This is a genomic window from Pseudomonas sp. CROZ-RG-20F-R04-15 (assembly GCF_022662375.1).
Classification (GTDB): domain Bacteria; phylum Pseudomonadota; class Gammaproteobacteria; order Pseudomonadales; family Pseudomonadaceae; genus Aquipseudomonas.
The window spans coordinates 298,184-317,057 of sequence record NZ_JAKNQL010000003.1 but is presented as its reverse complement, the minus strand read 5'-3'; the positions used below and the strand labels follow the sequence as shown (position 1 = coordinate 317,057).

General features: G+C 61.1%; 16 protein-coding genes. 4 read left to right on the top strand and 12 right to left on the bottom strand.

Features of this window, described 5'->3' with window-relative positions:
* From L8H52_RS07550 to L8H52_RS07540, 3 genes are read right to left on the bottom strand one after another with little or no spacing between them, the layout of a single operon-like run.
* Complete coding sequence (locus L8H52_RS07550; RefSeq protein WP_242206479.1) at positions 1–1,320, bottom strand: hypothetical protein; 1,320 nt, start codon at positions 1,318–1,320, stop codon at positions 1–3.
* Between the two features lie 41 nt (positions 1,321–1,361).
* On the bottom strand, positions 1,362–1,571 hold the full coding sequence (locus L8H52_RS07545; RefSeq protein ID WP_242206477.1) for a hypothetical protein: 210 nt from the start codon (positions 1,569–1,571) through the stop codon (positions 1,362–1,364).
* On the bottom strand, positions 1,568–3,859 hold the full coding sequence (locus tag L8H52_RS07540; RefSeq protein ID WP_242206475.1) for a type VI secretion system tip protein VgrG: 2,292 nt from the start codon (positions 3,857–3,859) through the stop codon (positions 1,568–1,570). Before L8H52_RS07540 ends, L8H52_RS07545 begins: the two co-directional genes overlap by 4 nt.
* 130 nt (positions 3,860–3,989) lie before the next feature.
* Between L8H52_RS07540 and L8H52_RS07535 the strand changes: the two genes are divergently transcribed.
* Both L8H52_RS07535 and L8H52_RS07530 read left to right on the top strand, forming a co-directional pair.
* Positions 3,990–5,201: a helix-turn-helix domain-containing protein gene (locus L8H52_RS07535; RefSeq protein WP_242206473.1), complete on the top strand. Its 1,212-nt coding sequence runs from the start codon at positions 3,990–3,992 to the stop codon at positions 5,199–5,201.
* 31 nt (positions 5,202–5,232) lie between these two features.
* Complete coding sequence (locus tag L8H52_RS07530; RefSeq protein ID WP_242206471.1) at positions 5,233–5,865, top strand: PQQ-binding-like beta-propeller repeat protein; 633 nt, start codon at positions 5,233–5,235, stop codon at positions 5,863–5,865.
* Between the two features lie 120 nt (positions 5,866–5,985).
* Here the strand turns inward: L8H52_RS07530 and L8H52_RS07525 are convergent, their stop codons facing one another.
* The 9 genes from L8H52_RS07525 to L8H52_RS07485 form a co-directional block, all read right to left on the bottom strand.
* Positions 5,986–6,177 (bottom strand): hypothetical protein, encoded by a 192-nt coding sequence (locus tag L8H52_RS07525; protein ID WP_077572215.1) that lies wholly within the window; start codon positions 6,175–6,177, stop codon positions 5,986–5,988.
* Positions 6,178–6,392: 215 nt separating this feature from the next.
* Positions 6,393–7,781: an amidohydrolase family protein gene (locus L8H52_RS07520; protein WP_242206469.1), complete on the bottom strand. Its 1,389-nt coding sequence runs from the start codon at positions 7,779–7,781 to the stop codon at positions 6,393–6,395.
* Positions 7,782–7,795: 14 nt separating this feature from the next.
* On the bottom strand, positions 7,796–9,163 hold the full coding sequence (locus L8H52_RS07515) for a nucleobase:cation symporter-2 family protein (RefSeq protein WP_242206466.1): 1,368 nt from the start codon (positions 9,161–9,163) through the stop codon (positions 7,796–7,798).
* 249 nt (positions 9,164–9,412) lie between these two features.
* Positions 9,413–10,468, bottom strand: coding sequence for a GTP-binding protein (locus tag L8H52_RS07510; RefSeq protein ID WP_242206465.1), 1,056 nt, complete (start codon positions 10,466–10,468; stop codon positions 9,413–9,415).
* A gap of 75 nt (positions 10,469–10,543) precedes the next feature.
* Positions 10,544–11,173, bottom strand: coding sequence for a UbiX family flavin prenyltransferase (locus L8H52_RS07505; RefSeq protein ID WP_242206463.1), 630 nt, complete (start codon positions 11,171–11,173; stop codon positions 10,544–10,546).
* Positions 11,170–12,555, bottom strand: coding sequence for a UbiD family decarboxylase (locus L8H52_RS07500; RefSeq protein ID WP_242206461.1), 1,386 nt, complete (start codon positions 12,553–12,555; stop codon positions 11,170–11,172). Before L8H52_RS07500 ends, L8H52_RS07505 begins: the two co-directional genes overlap by 4 nt.
* 247 nt (positions 12,556–12,802) lie before the next feature.
* Positions 12,803–13,708 carry an amidohydrolase family protein gene (locus L8H52_RS07495; RefSeq protein ID WP_034152486.1) on the bottom strand — a complete coding sequence of 302 codons (906 nt, stop codon included), beginning with the start codon at positions 13,706–13,708 and terminating at the stop codon, positions 12,803–12,805.
* Between the two features lie 4 nt (positions 13,709–13,712).
* Positions 13,713–14,642: an amidohydrolase family protein gene (locus tag L8H52_RS07490; protein ID WP_242206459.1), complete on the bottom strand. Its 930-nt coding sequence runs from the start codon at positions 14,640–14,642 to the stop codon at positions 13,713–13,715.
* Between the two features lie 509 nt (positions 14,643–15,151).
* The gene (locus tag L8H52_RS07485; RefSeq protein WP_242206457.1) at positions 15,152–16,075 is read right to left on the bottom strand and encodes a LysR substrate-binding domain-containing protein; all 924 of its coding nucleotides are present in this window, start codon (positions 16,073–16,075) and stop codon (positions 15,152–15,154) included.
* Positions 16,076–16,193: 118 nt separating this feature from the next.
* Between L8H52_RS07485 and L8H52_RS07480 the strand changes: the two genes are divergently transcribed.
* Positions 16,194–16,658: a (2Fe-2S)-binding protein gene (locus L8H52_RS07480; RefSeq protein ID WP_064119992.1), complete on the top strand. Its 465-nt coding sequence runs from the start codon at positions 16,194–16,196 to the stop codon at positions 16,656–16,658.
* Positions 16,658–18,871, top strand: coding sequence for a molybdopterin cofactor-binding domain-containing protein (locus L8H52_RS07475; RefSeq protein ID WP_242206456.1), 2,214 nt, complete (start codon positions 16,658–16,660; stop codon positions 18,869–18,871). Before L8H52_RS07480 ends, L8H52_RS07475 begins: the two co-directional genes overlap by 1 nt.
* Positions 18,872–18,874 lie beyond the last annotated feature (3 nt).

Genomic DNA, 18,874 nt, shown 5'->3' with positions numbered 1-18,874 from the left:
TCATGCCTCAAGCTTGAGGGAGTCCCTCGCACCGTATTTTTTTGCCAAGGATTTTTTGCGCTTGTTTACAGCCGCTTTCACCTCGGTTTCGTTGTAATGAAACGCCTTGTGTGTGCGATGGGTGCTTTCTGCAAGATTCTGAAACCGCGCTTCGGCATGGTCTTTCGGGCTTGCGCTGGAATGATAAAGCGGGGAATAAAACAGATGGCGACTGTAAGAGGCCAGGACCTGTGCGGCAAGTGCGCGACCAGCCACAGCCTTGTTCAGGTTTTGGGTGATCCACTGACTGCTCATTTGAACCAGTATTTCTTTGATCTTGGCAGAGGGCGCGGGTGAGCGGCTGGATGCCTGTGGTTTGTTTTTTCCGGTTCTCATCGACGTTGAGGGCTTACTGTCACCGGCCTCAGGGGTATCTTCGATCGGTTCAAGCAGTTGGCTTGCGTCGGCGATGCGCGTTACGCCCGCTATGCCCGATTCTCCCAGTTTGGAGGCGATGCCGGGTTTTCGAGTGTTATTGGCTCTACGCATGAATTTTGGTGCATCTTCTTCGCGGCTCGCCTTCGCTTCGACAATCGCGAATTTTTCGCCGCCATTGTTCGCTGGCTTCGCGCGCCAGACCGCGTCGATACCGGTTCCATTGGCGCCGTCAGACAGTTTGTAAAGGACATGCCTGGCTTTAGGGCAGCCTCCCGAAGAGAGTTTTCCGGTTTTCGTGGCACCCGGCAGCCCTTCCAGCCATTTGCCATCTGCCCCCTTGTCATGCCCATCCCAATCCTTGCCCCAACCGAATTCGACTGCGCAGATGTAATCGGCGATATGTTCGCCGCTGACGCCCAAGCCTTCATTCAAAATGCTCGAAGGCGCCTGAACGCCGACCTTGGAGGATTCGACACGGTTGGAGTGGGTGCCGCTGGCGCCGTCCTTGCCTTGAGTGCCGACGGAGGAATCGCGGTTGGCGGGTTTTTCCGCGCGCCGCGGGTGACTGGTGCCGGACGAGGCGGCGGAGCTGTTGCGCTGCATGCCTTTCCATTTGATCAGGCGTTTTTCAACAATGCCAAGCATCGCCGGCATGTTGTCTCGGGCGGTAGCGAGGACGGTCACCACGGCGGTTTGAACCCAACCCGGCGAGCCCTTGTAAACAGAGGAACTTCTGATCGCGGAAATGATGTCGTCCATTTCTGCACGCAGTTTGCCGGCGTTGAAAATACGTGACAGGAGTTCTTCCGGACTGGTCTTGATGCCGCATTCCTGCAGAACGAACCGCAGCAGATCGAACAACACCGGGGCGAATCGTTGAGGGTTGCGGTTGACGATACGCATGCTTTTTTTCAAGCCGTCACCCGCGCCGGGTATCCAGCCGATCACTGCCAGGAGCAAGTCGAACTGGGCATCTCCTTGGCTCCGGGCGTGTCCGATTTGTACAGCAGAACGGCGGACTCGATGGTGTCGTACACGTCAATGGCCTGGCCCAGAAACGGCACCGCACCCATCGCAATGCCTTTGCCCAGTTCGATAGCCGCTTCCTGATAAGCCCCGGTGCGGTCGTCGTTGCTGCTTGCTTGTTCGCTCATGCCAGCCTCCCTGCGGCTTTTTCGACCAATGCCTGTAGATCAACGGTGGCGGGGTCGAGACCCAGTTTTCGCAGATCTTCGTCGATTTTGTCGTCAGAAGCGTCAACCACGGCCACTGCCGGACGATCATAGGGACGAGGGGCTTCACCGTAATAGACTTTGGCGGGGCCTTTTGGCACGTCTTCCAGCCGGGCGAATCCGTCGCTGTCGAGCACACCTTCGCGAGTCGAACCATCGGCGAATTCAACGCGATAAGACGCGCCGGGTACGGGTTCGAGATTGTCGTAGTGCAGGTTCAGTTCAAGCCAGGTGGGATTGGTTTTGGCCCGTTCCATCAAGTTGCCGGCCATGTCAGTCGCCGCCAGTCCGGGAATCAGCGGAGCAAGAATCCCGATCCCGGTCCCCACGCCCGGCGAGCCGCCGGTATTGATCTTCACTTCCGCGCCGCTGATGGTCACACCACCGGCGTCGACCTTCACAAAACTCCCGCCAGCCTTGGCCGTGAGTTCCATTGCGCCTTCGACCACCACTTTCTGGCCGGCGTAGTAATGGATTTCTGACCCGGCTTCGACAAACTGCGCAGTCCCCACTTTTAGGTGCTGGGTGACACCGACGGTCAGGTGATCATCCGCACGCATCTCGCTGATTCGATCCAGATGCGTAATCCGATGCTCTTCAACCTTGAATTCGCTCAGCGTGTTGGCTTCGACGGTGTCGTGCCGTTCGTTGCCGACGCGGATCTTCTGGTCGTGCTCGATGTTCTCGTCCCAGTCGCGCTGGGCGTGGATGTAGATCTGCTCTACACCTTTCTTGTCCTCGATGCGGAACTCGTTGTAGCCCTTGCCGCCCGGTGAACTCAGGGTTTTGAAGGTGCTGCGGGTCTTGTTGGCCGGCAGGTCGTAGGGGACGACGTTTTCCTTGTGGTACAGGCAACCGGTCACCAGTGGCTGATCGGGATCGCCTTCAAGGAAGGTGACGAGGACTTCCATGCCGATGCGCGGGATGGCAATGCCGCCGTACGCTGCGCCGGCCCAGCCGCTGGCGACGCGCATCCAGCAGGTGGTTTTGTCGTTGGACTGACCGTCGCGGTCCCAGTGGAATTGCACTTTGATGCGGCCGTACTGGTCGCAGTGGATTTCTTCGCCCGCCGGGCCGGTGACGACGGCGGTCTGGCTGCCGAGGACTTTTGGTTTCGGGTGTTCAAGGGCAGGGCGGTAGTGCGCGTCCCACGGGGTGGCGAGGAAGCTGTTGCGGTAGCCCTGGTGGAAATCGCTTTTGTGGTCGGTGACGTCGCTGGTGACGTTTTCGCCGAGCACTTGCGGCTGTTTGCCTTCGTGGAAGACCTCCAGCAGCAGCCACAGGTCGTTCCATTCGGCGCGCGGGTGTTCGGCCAGCGTGAGGAAATGGCCGCTGGTGAGGGTCGGTTCGTCACCTTTGCCTTCGGCGAGTTTGTAGTCGCTGCGATGACGCTCGAGCGCGCGGGTGGAAAGGAACTTGCCGCGCTCGCGGGTGGTGAAGCGGCCGGGGTAGTCGTAGTCCTCAAGGTCCGGGGCGAACTCGGTTTTGACCGCGCCTTCGGGGAGGATCTGCGGTTTTTCGAAGTCGTAGTCGCGGCGGCTGACGCGGGTGGTGCGGGTTTCCAGGCGCAGGTTGAAGCGCTTGATCACCGGTTTGTCGGCGGCCATGCCGGAGTCTTGCTGGTAGCTCACCGGTTTCAGTTTGCGGAACACGGTCTGGTCGTCGCCGAACACCAGTTTGTGGCCGCTGCTGCTGTGCTGGAAGTGGAAGTGAATGCCTTCTTCTTCGCACAGGCGCTGGATGAAATGCAGGTCGGATTCGTCGTACTGCACGCAGTAGTCGCGTTCCGGATATTCGGCGCCGAGCTGGAAGCTGTAGGCGTCGGCAAGGATGCCGCGATCTTCAAGGACCTGAGCGATGATCTTCGGCACGCTCAGTTGCTGGAAGATCTGCTGATCATGGTTGTGCCGCAGGTAGGCCAGTTGTGGCACCAGGCTGAGGCTGTAACGGGTCAGGGTCTTGCCGGAGTCGCCTTGCTCGATGCGATAGACCAGACCGTGGATCTTGCCTTCGCCGGTCGGGCCGAAAGTCAGGACGCCGGGCTTGTGCAGCAGCTCTTCGAGATTGAGGTCGGGGCGGGCGCTGACGAGTTCGAGGTCGAAACGGAACGGTTCGTTGAGGGCTTCGCGACCGGTGAAGCTGAGGACTTGCAGGTCGGCGTTGGCGCCTTCGACAGTGAAGGTAATGTGGCTAGCGTTTGCATCCAGCATGCTCGACTCCATCCATTGGAAAAGCTGTGCCGATGTTGCAACAACTGAAACAGCCGATCAAGCGTCCAAACGCGCCATAATCAGCGATCAGACTCAGCTCACGATTCAGCCACCGAGGGACGGACGAGCCATGGATTCGCTGATCAACGCCGCCGGCCGCGCGCTGTCTGCTGGTGACCCGCTAGGCGCGTTGAACTACGTCGCTCTGCGTGAGGACCCGCCAGCGCTGGCCCTGCGCGCAATTGCCATGGCTCAGCTCGGTGATCTGCCCCGCGCCAAGGCGTTGTTGCAACGGGCGATAAAGGCGTTCGGCAGCAATGAACCGCTGTCACGGGCGCGTTGTGTGGTCGCCGAGGCCGAGGTGGCGCTGGCAGCGCGGGATCTGGGCTGGCCGGTGAAGGCGCTGGAGGCGGCGCGGCAGGTCCTGCAGGAGCACGGTGACGGCGTGAACGCGGCGCACGCGCGCTATTTGCAGATTCGCCGGTTGCTGTTGATCGGCGAACTGGATGAGGCCGAAACGTTGCTGGGTGAAACTGACCCGGCGCCGTTGCCGCCGGCGCTGTGTACTGCTCATGAGTTGATCGCCGCCGGAATCGCCGTGCGTCGGGTCCAGGCACACAAGGCCAGCGCGGCGCTGGCTCGGGCGCAGGCTGCGGCGCAACAGGCCGGGATCGCCGCACTGAGCGCCGAGGTCGATCACGCCTGTCACATGCTCGCTGCGCCGGCAGCGCGGCTGATCGTTGCCGGTCAGGCGCAACGGGTGAATCTGGCGCAGGTTGAAGCTTTGTTCAACTCGTCGACACTGATCATCGATGCCTGCCGCTATAGCGTGCGCGGTGCCGGCATGACGGTGACGCTGGCCACGCGGCCGGTGCTGTTCAATCTCGCACGATTACTTGCGCAAGCCTGGCCGGACGATGTGGCGCGCGAAACGCTGTTCGCCACAGCCTTTGGTTTTCCCCTCACGGATGAATCGCACCGTGCTCGCCTGCGGGTCGAAATCGGCCGATTGCGTGCAGCGTTGGCACCGCTGGCAAACATCAGCGCGACGCCAAAGGGGTTTGCGCTGATGGCCAAGGACTTGGCACTGCTGACACTGCCGGTCGAAGACAAATACGCGGCGTTACTGGCTTTGCTCGCCGACGGCGAGGCCTGGTCGAGTTCAGCGCTGGCACTGGCGTTGGGCAACAGTCAGCGCCAGGTGCAACGCGCCTTGGAGGCTCTGGCGCGGGCGGACAAAGTGCAGGCGTTCGGTGTCGGCCGGGCGCGGCGCTGGATGACGCCACCGCTACCGGGTTTCGCGACGATCTTGTTACTCCCGGTGTCACTGGGCAATGGCTAGGCTGGACCCACACATCCACGAGGAAGTTGCCATGAAACAAGCAGATGCAGAAGTCCTTCGCGAGTACGGTCCTTTTGATGACATCAAAGGCATTCACGGCGTGACATTCGATGGCCAGCAGGTCTGGTTCGCCAGCGACGGTCAGCTCAACGCTCTGGATCCAGCCAGTGGCGAAACCGTGCGCACGATCAAGGTTGGCGCTGACGGCGGCACTGCGTTCGACGGCCAGCACCTGTACCAGATTGCCGACCGCCACATCCACAAGATCGATCCAGCCACCGGCCGCGTACTCCACACCATCCCGGCCCCGGGGAATGGTGGCGACTCAGGCATGGCCTGGGCGGATGGCTCGTTATGGGTCGGGCAGTATCGCGAGCGCAAGATTCATCAGATTGATCCGCAGACTGGCAAGATCCTGCGCACGCTGGAGTCGAACCGGTTTGTCACCGGGGTAACGTGGGCGGATGGCGCGTTGTGGCATGGCACCTGGGAGGATGATGAGAGTGAGCTGCGGCGGATCGATTCGCAGGATGGCAAGGTAATCGAGTCGCTGAAGATGCCAAAGGGTTCGGGGGTTTCGGGGCTGGAAGCCGATGGTGCCGATCGTTTCTATTGCGGTGGCGGCGACAGTGGTCGGGTGAGGGCGGTGCGTCGGCCCAAATGATGGGCGTCTGCACCGGCCTCTTCGCGAGCAGGCTCGCTCCCACAGTGATTGCGGATGAACACAAATGTTGTGAACAACTTCAAACCCTGTGGGAGCGAGCCTGCTCGCGAAAGCGCAGTGTCAGGCACCGCTGTTTCGACGACGTTCAATACCCTCCGGGCCGCCGATGTCCAGCAACCTCCTTTCCAGCAAAACATTCTCAAGTGCCTGACGCTCGACCGGCGCCATTTGGTGTTCACGTTTTTTCAGCTCCAGCAGAATCGGGCTGGACCAGGTGCGATAGGTCTGTTCGATGTTGCGACGCGACGTCATCAGTCTCTCCTTGATCAAGAGCCCGGTGTAGCTGGCAGGGGCTCAATCCGATGAGGTACTAACGTTAGTCGACAAAGCCGGAAGTCGCGAATGCGACGGCTTAATGTGGGAGCGAGCCTGCTCGCGAAAGCGTTGGATCAGTCAATGTTGCAGTGGCTGACAGTATGCCTTCGCGAGCAGGCTCGCTCCCACATTGAAGTTGAGGTGGATTGGAATCAGTCGTCGACGTCCATCAGTTGTTGGACACCTTCCCACGCTTCGGCGCGCATGCGTTCGATATCCAGCCCCGGAATCACACCGTTATCGACGACCACGCGGCCGCCGACCAGGCTGTATTTCACGGTGATCGGTTCACCCGCCACCACTGGCGCGACAGCGCTGTCGTGGAAGCCATAGAACCGTGGGTGATCGAGGCTGTAGATCACCAGGTCCGCCGCTTGCCCGACTTCGAGCGTGCCGATCGCGCCGAGGCCGAGCACCTGTGCGCCACCCGCTGTGCCCCAGTGAATGACATCTTCAGCGGTGGTCGCCGACGCGCCTTGTTCCGCCCGGTGAATCAGCCACGCGGTATTGGCTTCACCGACCATGCTGCCGGACTCGTTCGACGCTACGCCATCGACGCCCAGCGAAATTGGCACACCCGCCTCATACATTTGCGGCACCGGCGCGACGCCGCTGCCCAGTCGGGCGTTGCTCACCGGGCAATGGGAGATACCCGTTCCAGTCTGCGCAAGCATGCGGATTTCACCGGGTTGTAGATGCACGGCATGGGCGAACCAGACGTCGGGGCCGAGCCATTCGTGTTCGGCGACGAATTCCACCGGCAGGCAGTTGTATTTTTCGCGGCAGAAATTCACGTAGTTCTGCGTTTCCGACAAATGTGTGTGCAGGCGCAAACCGAGGCCGCGTGCGGTGTGGGCGAGTTCGCGCAGTAGCGTCGGCGGCAGCGAGAACGTTGGCGTGGTCGGGGCGACAACCACGCGGCGCATCGCGTCCGGGGTGTCCTGGTGGTACAGCGATTTCAGCCGTTCGATGTCGCCGACCATTTGCTCGAGGCTTTCCGGTTGCAGCGCGGTTTTCGAGAAACCCGGATGCGCGCTTGCCGACTCCAGTGCGCCGCCACGGCACAGCACGAAGCGCAGGCCGAATTCATCGGCCATGTCGAACAGCAAGTCGCCGGTCTCGGTGCTGCCGTGGGCGTGATAGAGGTAATGGTGGTCGGCGCAGGTGGTGACGCCGGACAGCAGCAATTCGACCATGCCCAGCCGCGCGGCGATCCGCGCCAGTTGCGGGGTAAAGCGGTTGAGGCGCGGGTAGGGCACGCTGGCCAACCAGCCTTGCAGGTCTTGATTCAAACCTTCGGGCACGGCTTTGAGCAGGTTCTGGAACAGGTGGTGGTGAGTGTTGATCCAGCCCGGATAGACCACGCTGTTGCGCGCGTCGATCACCCGTTCGCCGGGTTGTGGCTCAAGGTTCGCAGCCATTTCGGCAATGCGACCGTTGACCACGCGAATGTCCACGGCACCGGCCCGCGCGCGAGGCCCGCGCAGGCCGGTCATCACCGCGACCGGGTTTTTGATCAGGATGTTCTGAAGTTGAGTCATGGGGCAGCTCCAAACTAAAGGATGTGCGAGGCAGATTTGCTGGCGGTGGTTTCCGGCACGCTGACGCCATTCAGCGCGGCGTTGAGCAGCACTGACACCAGGCAAGCGATGACCACGCTGCTGTGCAGGAACGGCTGCGACCACTCGGGGAGTTGTTTGAACAAGGTGGGGGCGAGCACCGGCACCAGCGCGGCGGCGATGGTGAAACCGACGATCAGCACGTTGTAGCGATTGCGCTCGTAATCGACTTTGGCGAGGGTCTGAATGCCCGCCGCCGCGACCACGCCGAACATGGCAATGCCGGCGCCACCGAGAGCGGCGGTCGGCATCGAAGCGATGATCGCGCCGGCCTTCGGCACCAAGGCAATCGAGCACATCAGCAAGCCGCTGACCGCGACCACCCAACGGCTGCGCACGCCGGTGAGGATCACCAGGCCGACGTTTTCCATGAAGGCGATAAAGGGAAACGCGGCGAACATGCCGGCGATGGTGCTGGCCAAACCATTGGCGCGCAGACCGTTGATGACCTGTTTGTCCTCGACCGGTTTTTCAACGATGTCGCCGATGGCCACGAACAGCCCCATCGACTCGACCATCTGCACGATCATCACCACGACCATGGTCGCGATAGGTATCAGGCTGAAGGTCGGCAATCCGAAATAGAACGGGTAGGGCACGGTCAGCCACGGCGCTTCTTCGACGCTGTGAAAACTGCCCATCCCGAGACCGTAGGCCAGACCGGCACCGATCAGCATGCCAATCAACACCGCCATGTTGCGCAGCAAAGGGCTGCCATAACGGTTGACCAGCAGAATCGTCAGCAGCACCACCACCGCCACGCCAAGGAACGCCGGCGCGCCAAAGTTGCTCGCGTTGCGCCCGCCGCCGACCCATTCATAGGCAATCGGGAACAGTTGCAAACCGATCACGGTGACGATGCAACCGGTGACCACCGGCGGAAAGAATCGCCGCAATCGACCGACGAAGGGCGCCATCAGCATGGTGAACAATCCCGCCCCGATCACCGCCCCACATACTCCGGCGAACCCCACCTCGGGGTTGCTGCCGATGGCGATGACCGGGCCGACGCTGCTGAACGCCACGCCTTGCAGAATCGGCAGGCGCACGCCGAATTTCCAGAAGCCGACGGTTTGCAGAAGGGTGGCGATGCCCGAGCAGAACAGCGTGGTGCTGATCAGCACCACCGTATCGGCGTGGGACATTTTCAGGGCACTGGCGACAATCAACGGCACGGCGATGGCGCCGATGTACGAGACGGCCATGTGCTGCAGGCCGAGGGTGAGCATCTGTCTTACCGGCAGGATTCGGTCGACGGGGTGCACGGTGGATGCGGTTTTTGATGGGGATGTGGCTGACGACATGGGGAAACACCTCTGGCTGTTTTTATGCGGTAGAGAGGGGTATTCGTCTGATGCCTTTGGATCCGGAAACACTGAGATTCCTTGTGGGAGCGAGCCTGCTCGCGAAAGCGGTGTGTCAGTCGACATCACTGTTCAATGGCCCACCGCATTCGCGAGCAGGCTCGCTCCCACAGGTTTTGCAGCGTTTCGCTGATCGGCATCAGTCATTCGTGCTGCGAAGCCGCCATCCACCGGCTCCGATGCCTTGTTTCAGCCTGCCAGGCAGGCGGCGAAGCCCTGGTTCAACGCCGCGCGATCCAGGTCGCGGCCGATGAATACGATCTTGCTAGAGCGGGGCTCCGTACCCCACGCGGTCGAGGCGCGGAATTCGACCAGGCTGTGCACGCCTTGCAGCACGTAGCGCTGGTCTTCGTTGGCCACCGCGAGCACGCCTTTCATGCGGTACAGGTTGTCGGCCTGGGAGGAGCGCAGCTCGCTGATCCAGCGATGGAACGCCATCAGGTTGACTGCGCCGTCCACGGCGATGCCTACCGATGACACGCTTGGGTCGTGTTGGTGATCCTGCTCTTCAATAGAGTGCTCAGCGTGATGCTCATGGTCGTGGTGATCGTGCTGTTCCGCGCCGATTTCCATGAGCTTCTGCGTGCATTCAAACGCGCCGATGCCGAGAATTTTCGTCAGGTCGATTTGCGCATGGGTCGAGGTCACCAGATCCGCCGTGGCGTTCAAACCACGGATCTTGCCGCGCAGGTTTTCCACTTCTTCAGGGCTGACCAGATCGACCTTGTTGATGACGATCCGGTCGGCGCAGACAATCTGGTCCACCGCCTGATTGTCGACGCCGTCGAGTTGCAGATCCTCCAGATGCTGGGCGATGTGCTTGGCATCGACCATGGTCACGATGGCGTCGAGTTCCACTTCCTCGGCAATCGGGTCATTGATGAAAAAGCTCTGTGCCACCGGGTACGGATCGGCCAGACCGCTAGTCTCGATGAGAATGTGATCAAGGCGTACCGGGCGTGCGACCAGCTCGCGGACGATGCGCACCAGATCCTCGCGAACCTCGGCGGTGCAGCACACGCAGCCGTTGACCATCTCGTAGATTTCTTCGGTCTCGGAACTGAGGACGAGGTCGCCGTCGATACCGACTTCACCGAATTCGTTTTCGATCACGGCGATCTTGCGGCCGTGGTTTTCCTTGAGGATGTAGTTGAGCAGGGTGGTTTTACCGGCACCGAGGAAACCGGTGAGGATGGTTACAGGGATTTTGGTGTTGCGGGTTGGGGCGTTGAAGGGGGTAGTCATCTGGATCTCCTTACCTGTTTTTTTTGTCGGAGTACGGTCAACTGTGGGAGCTAGCCTGCTAGCGAATGCGGTGTGTCATTCAGCGGTGATGGCGACTGATCCACCGCTTTCGCGAGCAGGCTCGCTCCCACAGGGGTTTGGGTGTTCACGCCAGCGGGTGGCGACGCCGGCATCGAGGCCGAACAGGTCGAGCACGCGGCCGAGGCTGTGGTCGACCATTTGCGCGAGGTTTGCCGGGCGGGCGTAAAACGCGGGCACCGGCGGGGCGATGATCCCGCCCATCTCGGTGACAGCTGTCATGTTGCGCAAATGGGCGAGGGTCAGCGGGGTTTCGCGGGCCATCAGCACCAACGTGCGGCGCTCCTTGAGGGTGACGTCAGCGGCACGGCCGATCAGCCCGGATGAAGTGCCGGTGGCAATCTCCGCCAACGTCCTCATCGAACACGGCGCAACCACCATGCCGAGACAACGAAACGAACCGCTGGCGATCCCGGCAGCGACGTCATCGGCGCGATGGTAATGACTGGCCAGCGCAGTCAAGTCAGCGAGTTTGTAGTCGGTTTCGTGGGCCATGGTCAGCAGCGCGGCGCGGCTGATGATCAGGTGGCTTTCGATGTCCAGTTCGGCGAGCAATTGCAAAAGGCGTACGCCATAGATAAACCCGGACGCACCACTGATGCCGACCACCAGCCGTTGCCGGTTCACGATTCAAGCCCTTTGAGCAAACTGCGCGCGCGCTCCAGAACTTCCTGGTCGAGCTGCGCCTTGATCCCGTCAAACCCGGAACCGCGAGTCGCATCCAGGCCCATCCGCGACGTGGTACCATTGACCGAGGACGAAGGATCGAGCGGACTGCCCGGCAAGCCATCAATGGTGAAAATATCCAGGTGCGGCTGAAAGTGCGTGGCCAGCGCCCACAACACCTGGCTGTCATCGCTGATGTCGATATCGCTGTCCACCGCAATCACGGTTTTCAGGTACGGATCCCAGCCGAGCAGCGCCAGCATGATTTGCCGCGCCTCGCCATCGCGGCTCTGATCCAGCGCCACGTAGCAGTGAAAGTGCGTGCCGGAATTGGGGTAATGCACAGCGGTGACGGCAGGGAAACGCGTTTTCAGTTTTTCGCTCATCTCGGCTTCGCGCGGCAGGCGGGCGAGGGTCAGGTGTTCGGCGTAGCGGCCGCCCATGACGTCGACCAGCCAAGCGTCTTTGCGTTTTAACAGGGTGTCGACCCGCAGCACGTTGTTGGTCGAACGATCCGAGGAATAACCGCTGAATTCACCGAACGGGCCTTCCTCTGCATAGGCCGCCGGGTCGATGGCGCCTTCCAGCACAAACTCGGCATAGGCCGGGACACCGATGCCGTAGCGCGGGGTTTTCACCAGCTCCAGCGGCGCGCCGAACAGTCCGCCAGCCACAGCGCGTTCATCGCTGCCATACGGCAGACGCGCAGCAGCGGCGAGCATGAACAATGGATGCGCGCCGACCACCATCGCCACGCGCAACTCTTCGCCACGTTCGCGCGCGGTTTGCAGCATCCGCCACAGATGACCGCGTGAATGCAGGCTGGTCGCAAGCGCCTGGCGGGCGTGGCGCATCGAGCGGTGGTAGCTCATGTTGGCGATGCCGGTCAGCGGGTCTTCGGCAATGATGATTGCGTTGGTGATGTACGGCCCGCGATCACTGTCGAAATGCTTGAGCATCGGCAGTAGCGCTAGATCCAGCGCTTCGCCTTCGAAGACTTCATCAAGGACCGGGCCGCTTTCCACGTAGCGCGGTGCGATAGGCTGGTTGGCGCGGGTTTGAAAGGTTTCGTGCAACTGCGCAGGCGTTACGCCGAACAGCCGGGCGATGCGGGTGCGGGAGGCGAACAGATTGGTCGCCACCGGCACGCCGAGGTTGCCGACATTTTCGCAGATCAGCAGCGGATCTCGGCCTTGGGCGGCGAGGGCATCGACCAGGGCGGTAACGTCCTGATCGGCGGAAATCGGGTGGGTGACGGTCAGCACATCGTCCGGGTACTCACGGCGATAGGCGTCGATGAACACATGAAAATCCTGAGAATCGCCGAGCGTCGAACGGGTCATGGTGTCACCTCGTAAAAAGCAGGCACGCAGGGGGGAGAGGGCGTTCGCGCGGCCAGCCGTTGGCCTGCCGGACGAGCGAAACGCCGGGTCATCTTCGTGCCTGTAAAGTCGCTGTGTGCCTGGGTTGAACACTGATCCCCTGTAGGAGTGAGCCTGCTCGCGATAGCGGTGTATCAGTCGCTATCACCGCTAAATGACACACCGCTATCGCGAGCAGGCTCACTCCTACAGTGGGATATGTGTATGGCTACAGGTATGTGGTGGTCAGGCGAATATCGGCCTCGACCAGATCTTTCGGCGGTGGCGTCGGTTCGATCCCGCACAACCGGGCGATGTTGTTGCCCAAGTAATCCTCGAGATGATCCTCATCAATCCCCAGGCCCTGCGGTGCCGGTGAGCACAACACCTCCAGTTCCCGCAGCCACATCCCCGGTTCGTTCGGCGGCGAATCCGTGCCGAACACGATCTTGTTGCGCGGCAGTTCCTTGGCGAATTCGACGATCCGCGACTGGAAGCACCAGCCCGATTCGCAGTACACGTTTGGCGTGTCCATCGCCATCCAGAACGCTTCGAACGAGTAGTTGCCGCCGGTCTGGATACCGAAGTGACCGATGATGAAATTGACCATCGGGAACTCGCGGATGATCGGGTAGAACATCGTCGGAATGGTGTACGGGCCGTCACCGGTGTGGATCAGCACGACGATGTTGTACTTGGCGCAGACTTTCATTGCCGGGCGCAGCCAGTCGAGTGCGCGATCCGGGCGATAGCCGTGCATGTTGGCGTGCAGTTTGAGCATCTTGAAGCCGTATTCCTTGATGTGGAATTCCAGCTCCGCCGCACCGTTTTCCGGTCCCCAGCGCGGGTTGAAGTTGAAGTTGCCGATAAAGCGATCCGGGTACTTCATGCACAGTTCGGCGATGTACGACATGTAATCGCGCACGCCCTCGCGGCCCCGGCGGTTGCCGTCGCGATAGCCGGTGTTGCCCGGTGGTGGCTGGATGAAACCCATGTCGATGCGGCGCGGTTTGCCGTTGATCATGTACGGGCCGTCCATCAACTTGAGCATGCGCTCGCCGGTGAACGGTTCGCCGGTGTGGCGCCAGGCCTCGTCGACCAGGTTGGTGGGGTGCAGATGGGTGTCGATGATCATCGGTTCAGCTCCTGGCCAGTTGAGTGGTGACGGGGCGCTTGAATTGCGCCTCTGCTTCGGAAACGGAACGGGGTGGCGGGGTCGGTTCGAGGCCGATCATCCGCGCGGTGTTGTTGCCCAAATAGTCTTCGAGGGTGTCCTCGTCGAGGTTCAGGCCTTGCGGCGGTTCGTGGCAGAGCACCTCAAGCAGGCGCAGCCACATCCCCGGTTCGTTTGGTGGCGTGTCGGTGCCGAAGAGGATCTTGTGCGTCGGCAAGACCTTGGCGAACTCGACGATCCGCGATTGCAGGCACCAGCCGGATTCGCAGTAGACGTTGGGCAATTCCATCGCCCATTGCATCGGTTCGAACACGTAGACGCCGCCGGTCTGCACACCGAAGTGGGCCATGATGAAATTGACGTTGGGGAATTCCTTGATCATCGGCACCCACTCCGACGGGATGCTGTACGGCCCGTCGCCGGTATGCAGCTTGACCGGGATGCCCAGTTCGGCGCATTTCTCGAAGCACGGGCGTACCCAGTCGAGCGCACGGTCAGGTCGGTAGGCATGCATGTTTGCCTGCATCTGCACCATGCCGAAACCGTGCTCCTTGACGTAGCGCTCGATTGCCTCGACGCCGTTTTCCACACCGCAGCGCGGGTTGTAGACGAAGCAGCCGATGAAACGGTCCGGGTAGGTCTGGACCATTTTCAGGGTGTAGGCCATGTAGGCGTCGATGGATTCGCGGCCGGTCAGATCGCCGTCGGTCCAGGTGTAAATCGTGTTGCCTTGCGGCGGCTGGATGAAGGCTTTGTCAATGCGGCGAGGCTTGCCGTTGACCATGTACGGACCATCCATCATCTCCAGCAGACGCTCGCCGGTGAACGGGTCACCGTCATGCCTCCAGGCGAGGTCCACGAGATCCGTGGGATAGCAGCTGATATCGATGATCATTGCAGTCGATCTCCTGATAGCGGGGAAGGGAGCCTTGCGGCTCTCGGCATCCACGTCCCGGGCAATCGGCCGTTTCTATGCGCAGGATTCGCGCATTCCCTCGCCTGTTCGCATCCGGCCCGGGTGGGTGGTTGCTGAGGGCGAGTATTGGAAAGGGGGGTTGGGTTCGTACAATATTAATTGGGCGCGGTGGTGATATGTATTCGATATGGGCAAGTCAAAAGCGACCCTCACCCCAGCCCTCTCCCAGAGGGAGAGGGGGCCGACCGAGGTGACTTGTGCGATACATCGACCTGAAAGATCGAGTCGATTATGGATTCACGGCAGAAGGTGCACGTCGGTGGAATTCCTCAATATCCCCCAATCAGTCCTCTCAATTTCCAGGAGGGAGAGGGGGCTGACCGAGGTGTCTTGTGCGATACATCGACCTGAAAGATCGAGTCGATTATGGATTCACAGCTGATCTATCAAGTCGGTGTAACTCTTCAATATCCCCCGATCGGTCCCCTCTACCTCTGGGAGAGGGCTAGGGTGAGGGCAGGGTTCTCAAGCGTACACAGGACTAACTGCCTAACCGCATCAACCACCGGCGCCACACGCTCAGCCTGCCCATGCGGCCACACCGCGTAAAGGTTGTAATGCGCCACAATCTGCGCCTCGTTCAACGCCACCAACCGCCCACTGCGCAACGCATCAGCCGCCAGTAATCCCCGCACCAACCCCGCGCCAACACCAGCCTCAGCCGCCGCAATCAAATTCGCCGCATTATCAAAAATCACCCGCGCTGGCGGTTCAGTCGGTGTCATCCCGGCCGCATCCAGCCACGGAATCCACGAGCGCCGCGTGTACCCCAACAACGGCAACTGCAGAATCTGCGCCGGGCTCAACGGCACCTGCAATCCGTGCCGCGCCAGCAGTTCAGGCGAAGCCACTGCCAACACCCGATCGCCACAGATCTGCGTCATCTCGCAGTCATCCCAATCGCCATAACCGTAACGCAACGCCAGATCGACCCGCTCGAACGAGCTGCGATCACTGCGCGGCATCGACAGCATTGTCACCTCGTAATCCGGCAGCCCATCGAGCAATTGCGGTAGGCGCGGATTGAGCCAGCTCTGTGCCAGTTCACTGTCGACATCCAGGGTCAACCGTTGCGCCACGCTGCGGTTTTTCACCGACGAGATTGCCCGGTCAATCTGCGCCAGACCATCCGACAACACGCTGGCAAACAACTGCCCGGCATCGGTCAGATTGCTACCGCCACCTTCTCGCACGAACAGCGGCTGGCCGATGAAATCTTCCAGCGCGCGAATCTGCTGGCTGATCGCGCTGTGGGTCAGATCAAGCTTGCGCGCTGCACTGGAGAAACTGCCGCTGCGTGCGGCGTGGATAAACGCGCTCATGGACTGCACCGACGGGTATCGCTTGTACATGTTGTTAGTCCTGCTTACAGCGGTTGGCAGAAATCGTCGCTGGCCGCGTATTGCTCAGGGTTCCAATAATCGGTGACCAGGCCCGCACAAAGACGGGCCGCTCTTTTGGAGCCTGACAATGATTGCATTCACGGTTAACGGCGAACGACGCGAGCTGGATGAGGCGTCCTCCTCCATGCCCTTGTTATGGGTTTTGCGTGATCAACTGAAACTCACCGGCACCAAGTTCGGTTGCGGCATGGGCCTGTGCGGTGCCTGCACCGTGCACCTGGACGGCGTCGCGGTGCGTTCCTGCCAATTGCCGGCGGCCGCCGTCGCGGGCCACAGCATCACCACCATCGAAGGCTTGTCGCCAACGCAAAACCATCCGTTGCAACTGGCCTGGGTCGCCGAAGATGTGCCGCAATGCGGCTACTGTCAATCCGGGCAGATCATGTCCGCCGCCGCGTTGCTCAACACCGGCGCGGCGGTGACCGACGATTCGATCCGCAATGCCATGTCCGGGAATATCTGCCGCTGCGGCACTTACGGGCGCATCAACAAAGCGATCAAACGTGCGGCGAATGCGCCGAAGGAGGCCTGATGAGCCTTATCGACGATACCCGCATCGAACTGCCGCGCCGGGTTTTTCTCAAGCAGGCAGCGACGGTGGCTTCAGGCCTGGCGATTGCCCTGTATCTGCCGGGCGGCATGGCGGCCACTGACCCAAAAGCCCCGGCGCCGGCCAACGAGTTCGAACCGAATGCCTGGGTGCGGATCTTCCCCGACGGCACGGTGAAACTGGTGGTGCACAAGCACGACTCCGGCACCGGCACGCAAACCGCACTGGCCGCGTGCGTGGCGGAGGAGTTGGACGTCAACCCGATGACCGTGCAGGTCATCACCCCGGAAGATCCGTTTTTCGAGACCTACATTCATCCGGTCTGGAAGGTGTTTTCCACTGGCGGCAGCACCAGCGTTTCCCTCGAATACGAACGCTTGCGCATGGCCGGTGCCACAGCGCGGGCGCTGTTGATCACGGCAGCGGCGAAGCAGTGGAAAGTCAGTCCCGACAGTTGCACCACCGAAGACGGCCGAGTGGTTCACAGCGCCAGCAAACGCAGCCTCGGCTATGGCGAACTGGTCGGCGTCGCGGCGAATCTGCCCGCCCCGACAAACGTCACGCTGAAGGATCCCGCGCAGTTCAAATACATCGGCAAACTGCGCCACAAACGTGATGCGGCGGCCAAGGTGTGTGGGCGCTTCAAGTACAGCATCGACGTGCAATTGCCGGACATGCTGGTGGCGGTGATTCAGCGTGCGCCGGTGGTGGGAGCGAAAGTGCTCAGTGTCGATTCGGCGGCGGCTTTACAGGTGCCGGGGGTGCGCAAAGTGCTGGCGATTCCGGGACGTCCCGACGTGCTCGGCGGCAATCTGGAAGGCGTTGCAGTGCTGGCGGATACGTTCTGGGCAGCGCAGCAGGGCCGCAAAGTGCTGGAGATCAAGTGGAGCGATTCGGCGCTGGCCGGGTTCGACAGTGAACAGTTGGCCGGCGCGCAAGCCAAGGCGATCGGCGATCCGCAAGCACAAGCCGTCAAAGCCATGACCCAAGGTGATGTCGCCGGGCAATGGGCGGGCGCGGCGAAGTTGATCGAAGCCGATTACACCATGCCCTACAAAGTGCAAAACCCGCTGGAACCGATCTGCATCACCGCGCAGGTCAAGGACAAGGCAATCACCTATTGGGGCGGCGTGCAGGTGCCGTCCTCGGCGCTGGAAGCGGCGCAAACCGTGTGCGGCATCGACAAGGCTAACGTCACCATTCATGAGTTGGTATCTGGCGGCAGTTTCGGTGCGCGGGAGGCCAAATACTGGTTGTTCGAGGTCGCGTACCTGGCGCAGAAAACCGGCGTGCCGGTGAAATTGCTCAACAGCCGCGAAGATGAAATGCACGCACTGTTCAATCACCCGGCGACTCTGCATCGGGTCAAAGGTGCGCTGGATGCTCAAGGCAAACTCAGCGCGCTGCAACTGCACGCCGTATCGCCAGCCTCGCCGGAACAGTGGGAGCCGGGCTATTTCGAACGCCCGGACAAGATGGATTACAGCACCACCGAAGCGATCACGGCGTGGGACTTCGCCTACCGTCCGCCGCATCTGGAGCTGAACTGGGTCAAGCACGAAAGCAACGTGCCCAGCGGTTGGTATCGTTCGGTCAGTTTCATTCCCAACGTGTTTGCCGTGGAAAGTTTCATGGATGAGCTGGCGCATGCCGCCGGTGCAGATCCATTGGCATTCCGCTTGGCCAATATGCAGGAAAGGCCTCGCCATGTGGCGGTGCTCAAGCAAGCTGCCGAGCGCGCCGGTTGGGGTAAACCGCTGCCACCCGGCACGGCGCTGGGGATCGCGACGAATCAGGGTTACACCAGTTTTATCGCGGTGGTTGCGCGGGTGGCGACAGTCGATGGCAAGGCGAAAGTCGAGAAACTCACCTGCGTCGTCGATTGCGGTTTGGCGGTGTCGCCGGGCGGTGTTGAAGAGCAGATCTACGGCGGTTTGATGTGGGGTTTCGGCCATGCGTTGTTCGACCGGCTCGACATCAAACAGGGCAGAGTGGTGCAGAGCAATTTCCACGATTACCGCGTTACGCGCATGTCGGACATGCCGGCCACCGACATCCTCGTGCTCGACGGTGAGCCGAGCAAACCCGGTGGCGTTGGCGAGTTGGGCAGTCCGTCGGTGCCGCCGGCCATCGCCAACGCGCTGTTCGCGCTGACCGGCGTGCGCCAGCGTTCGACACCATTGAGCCTGGGATAAATC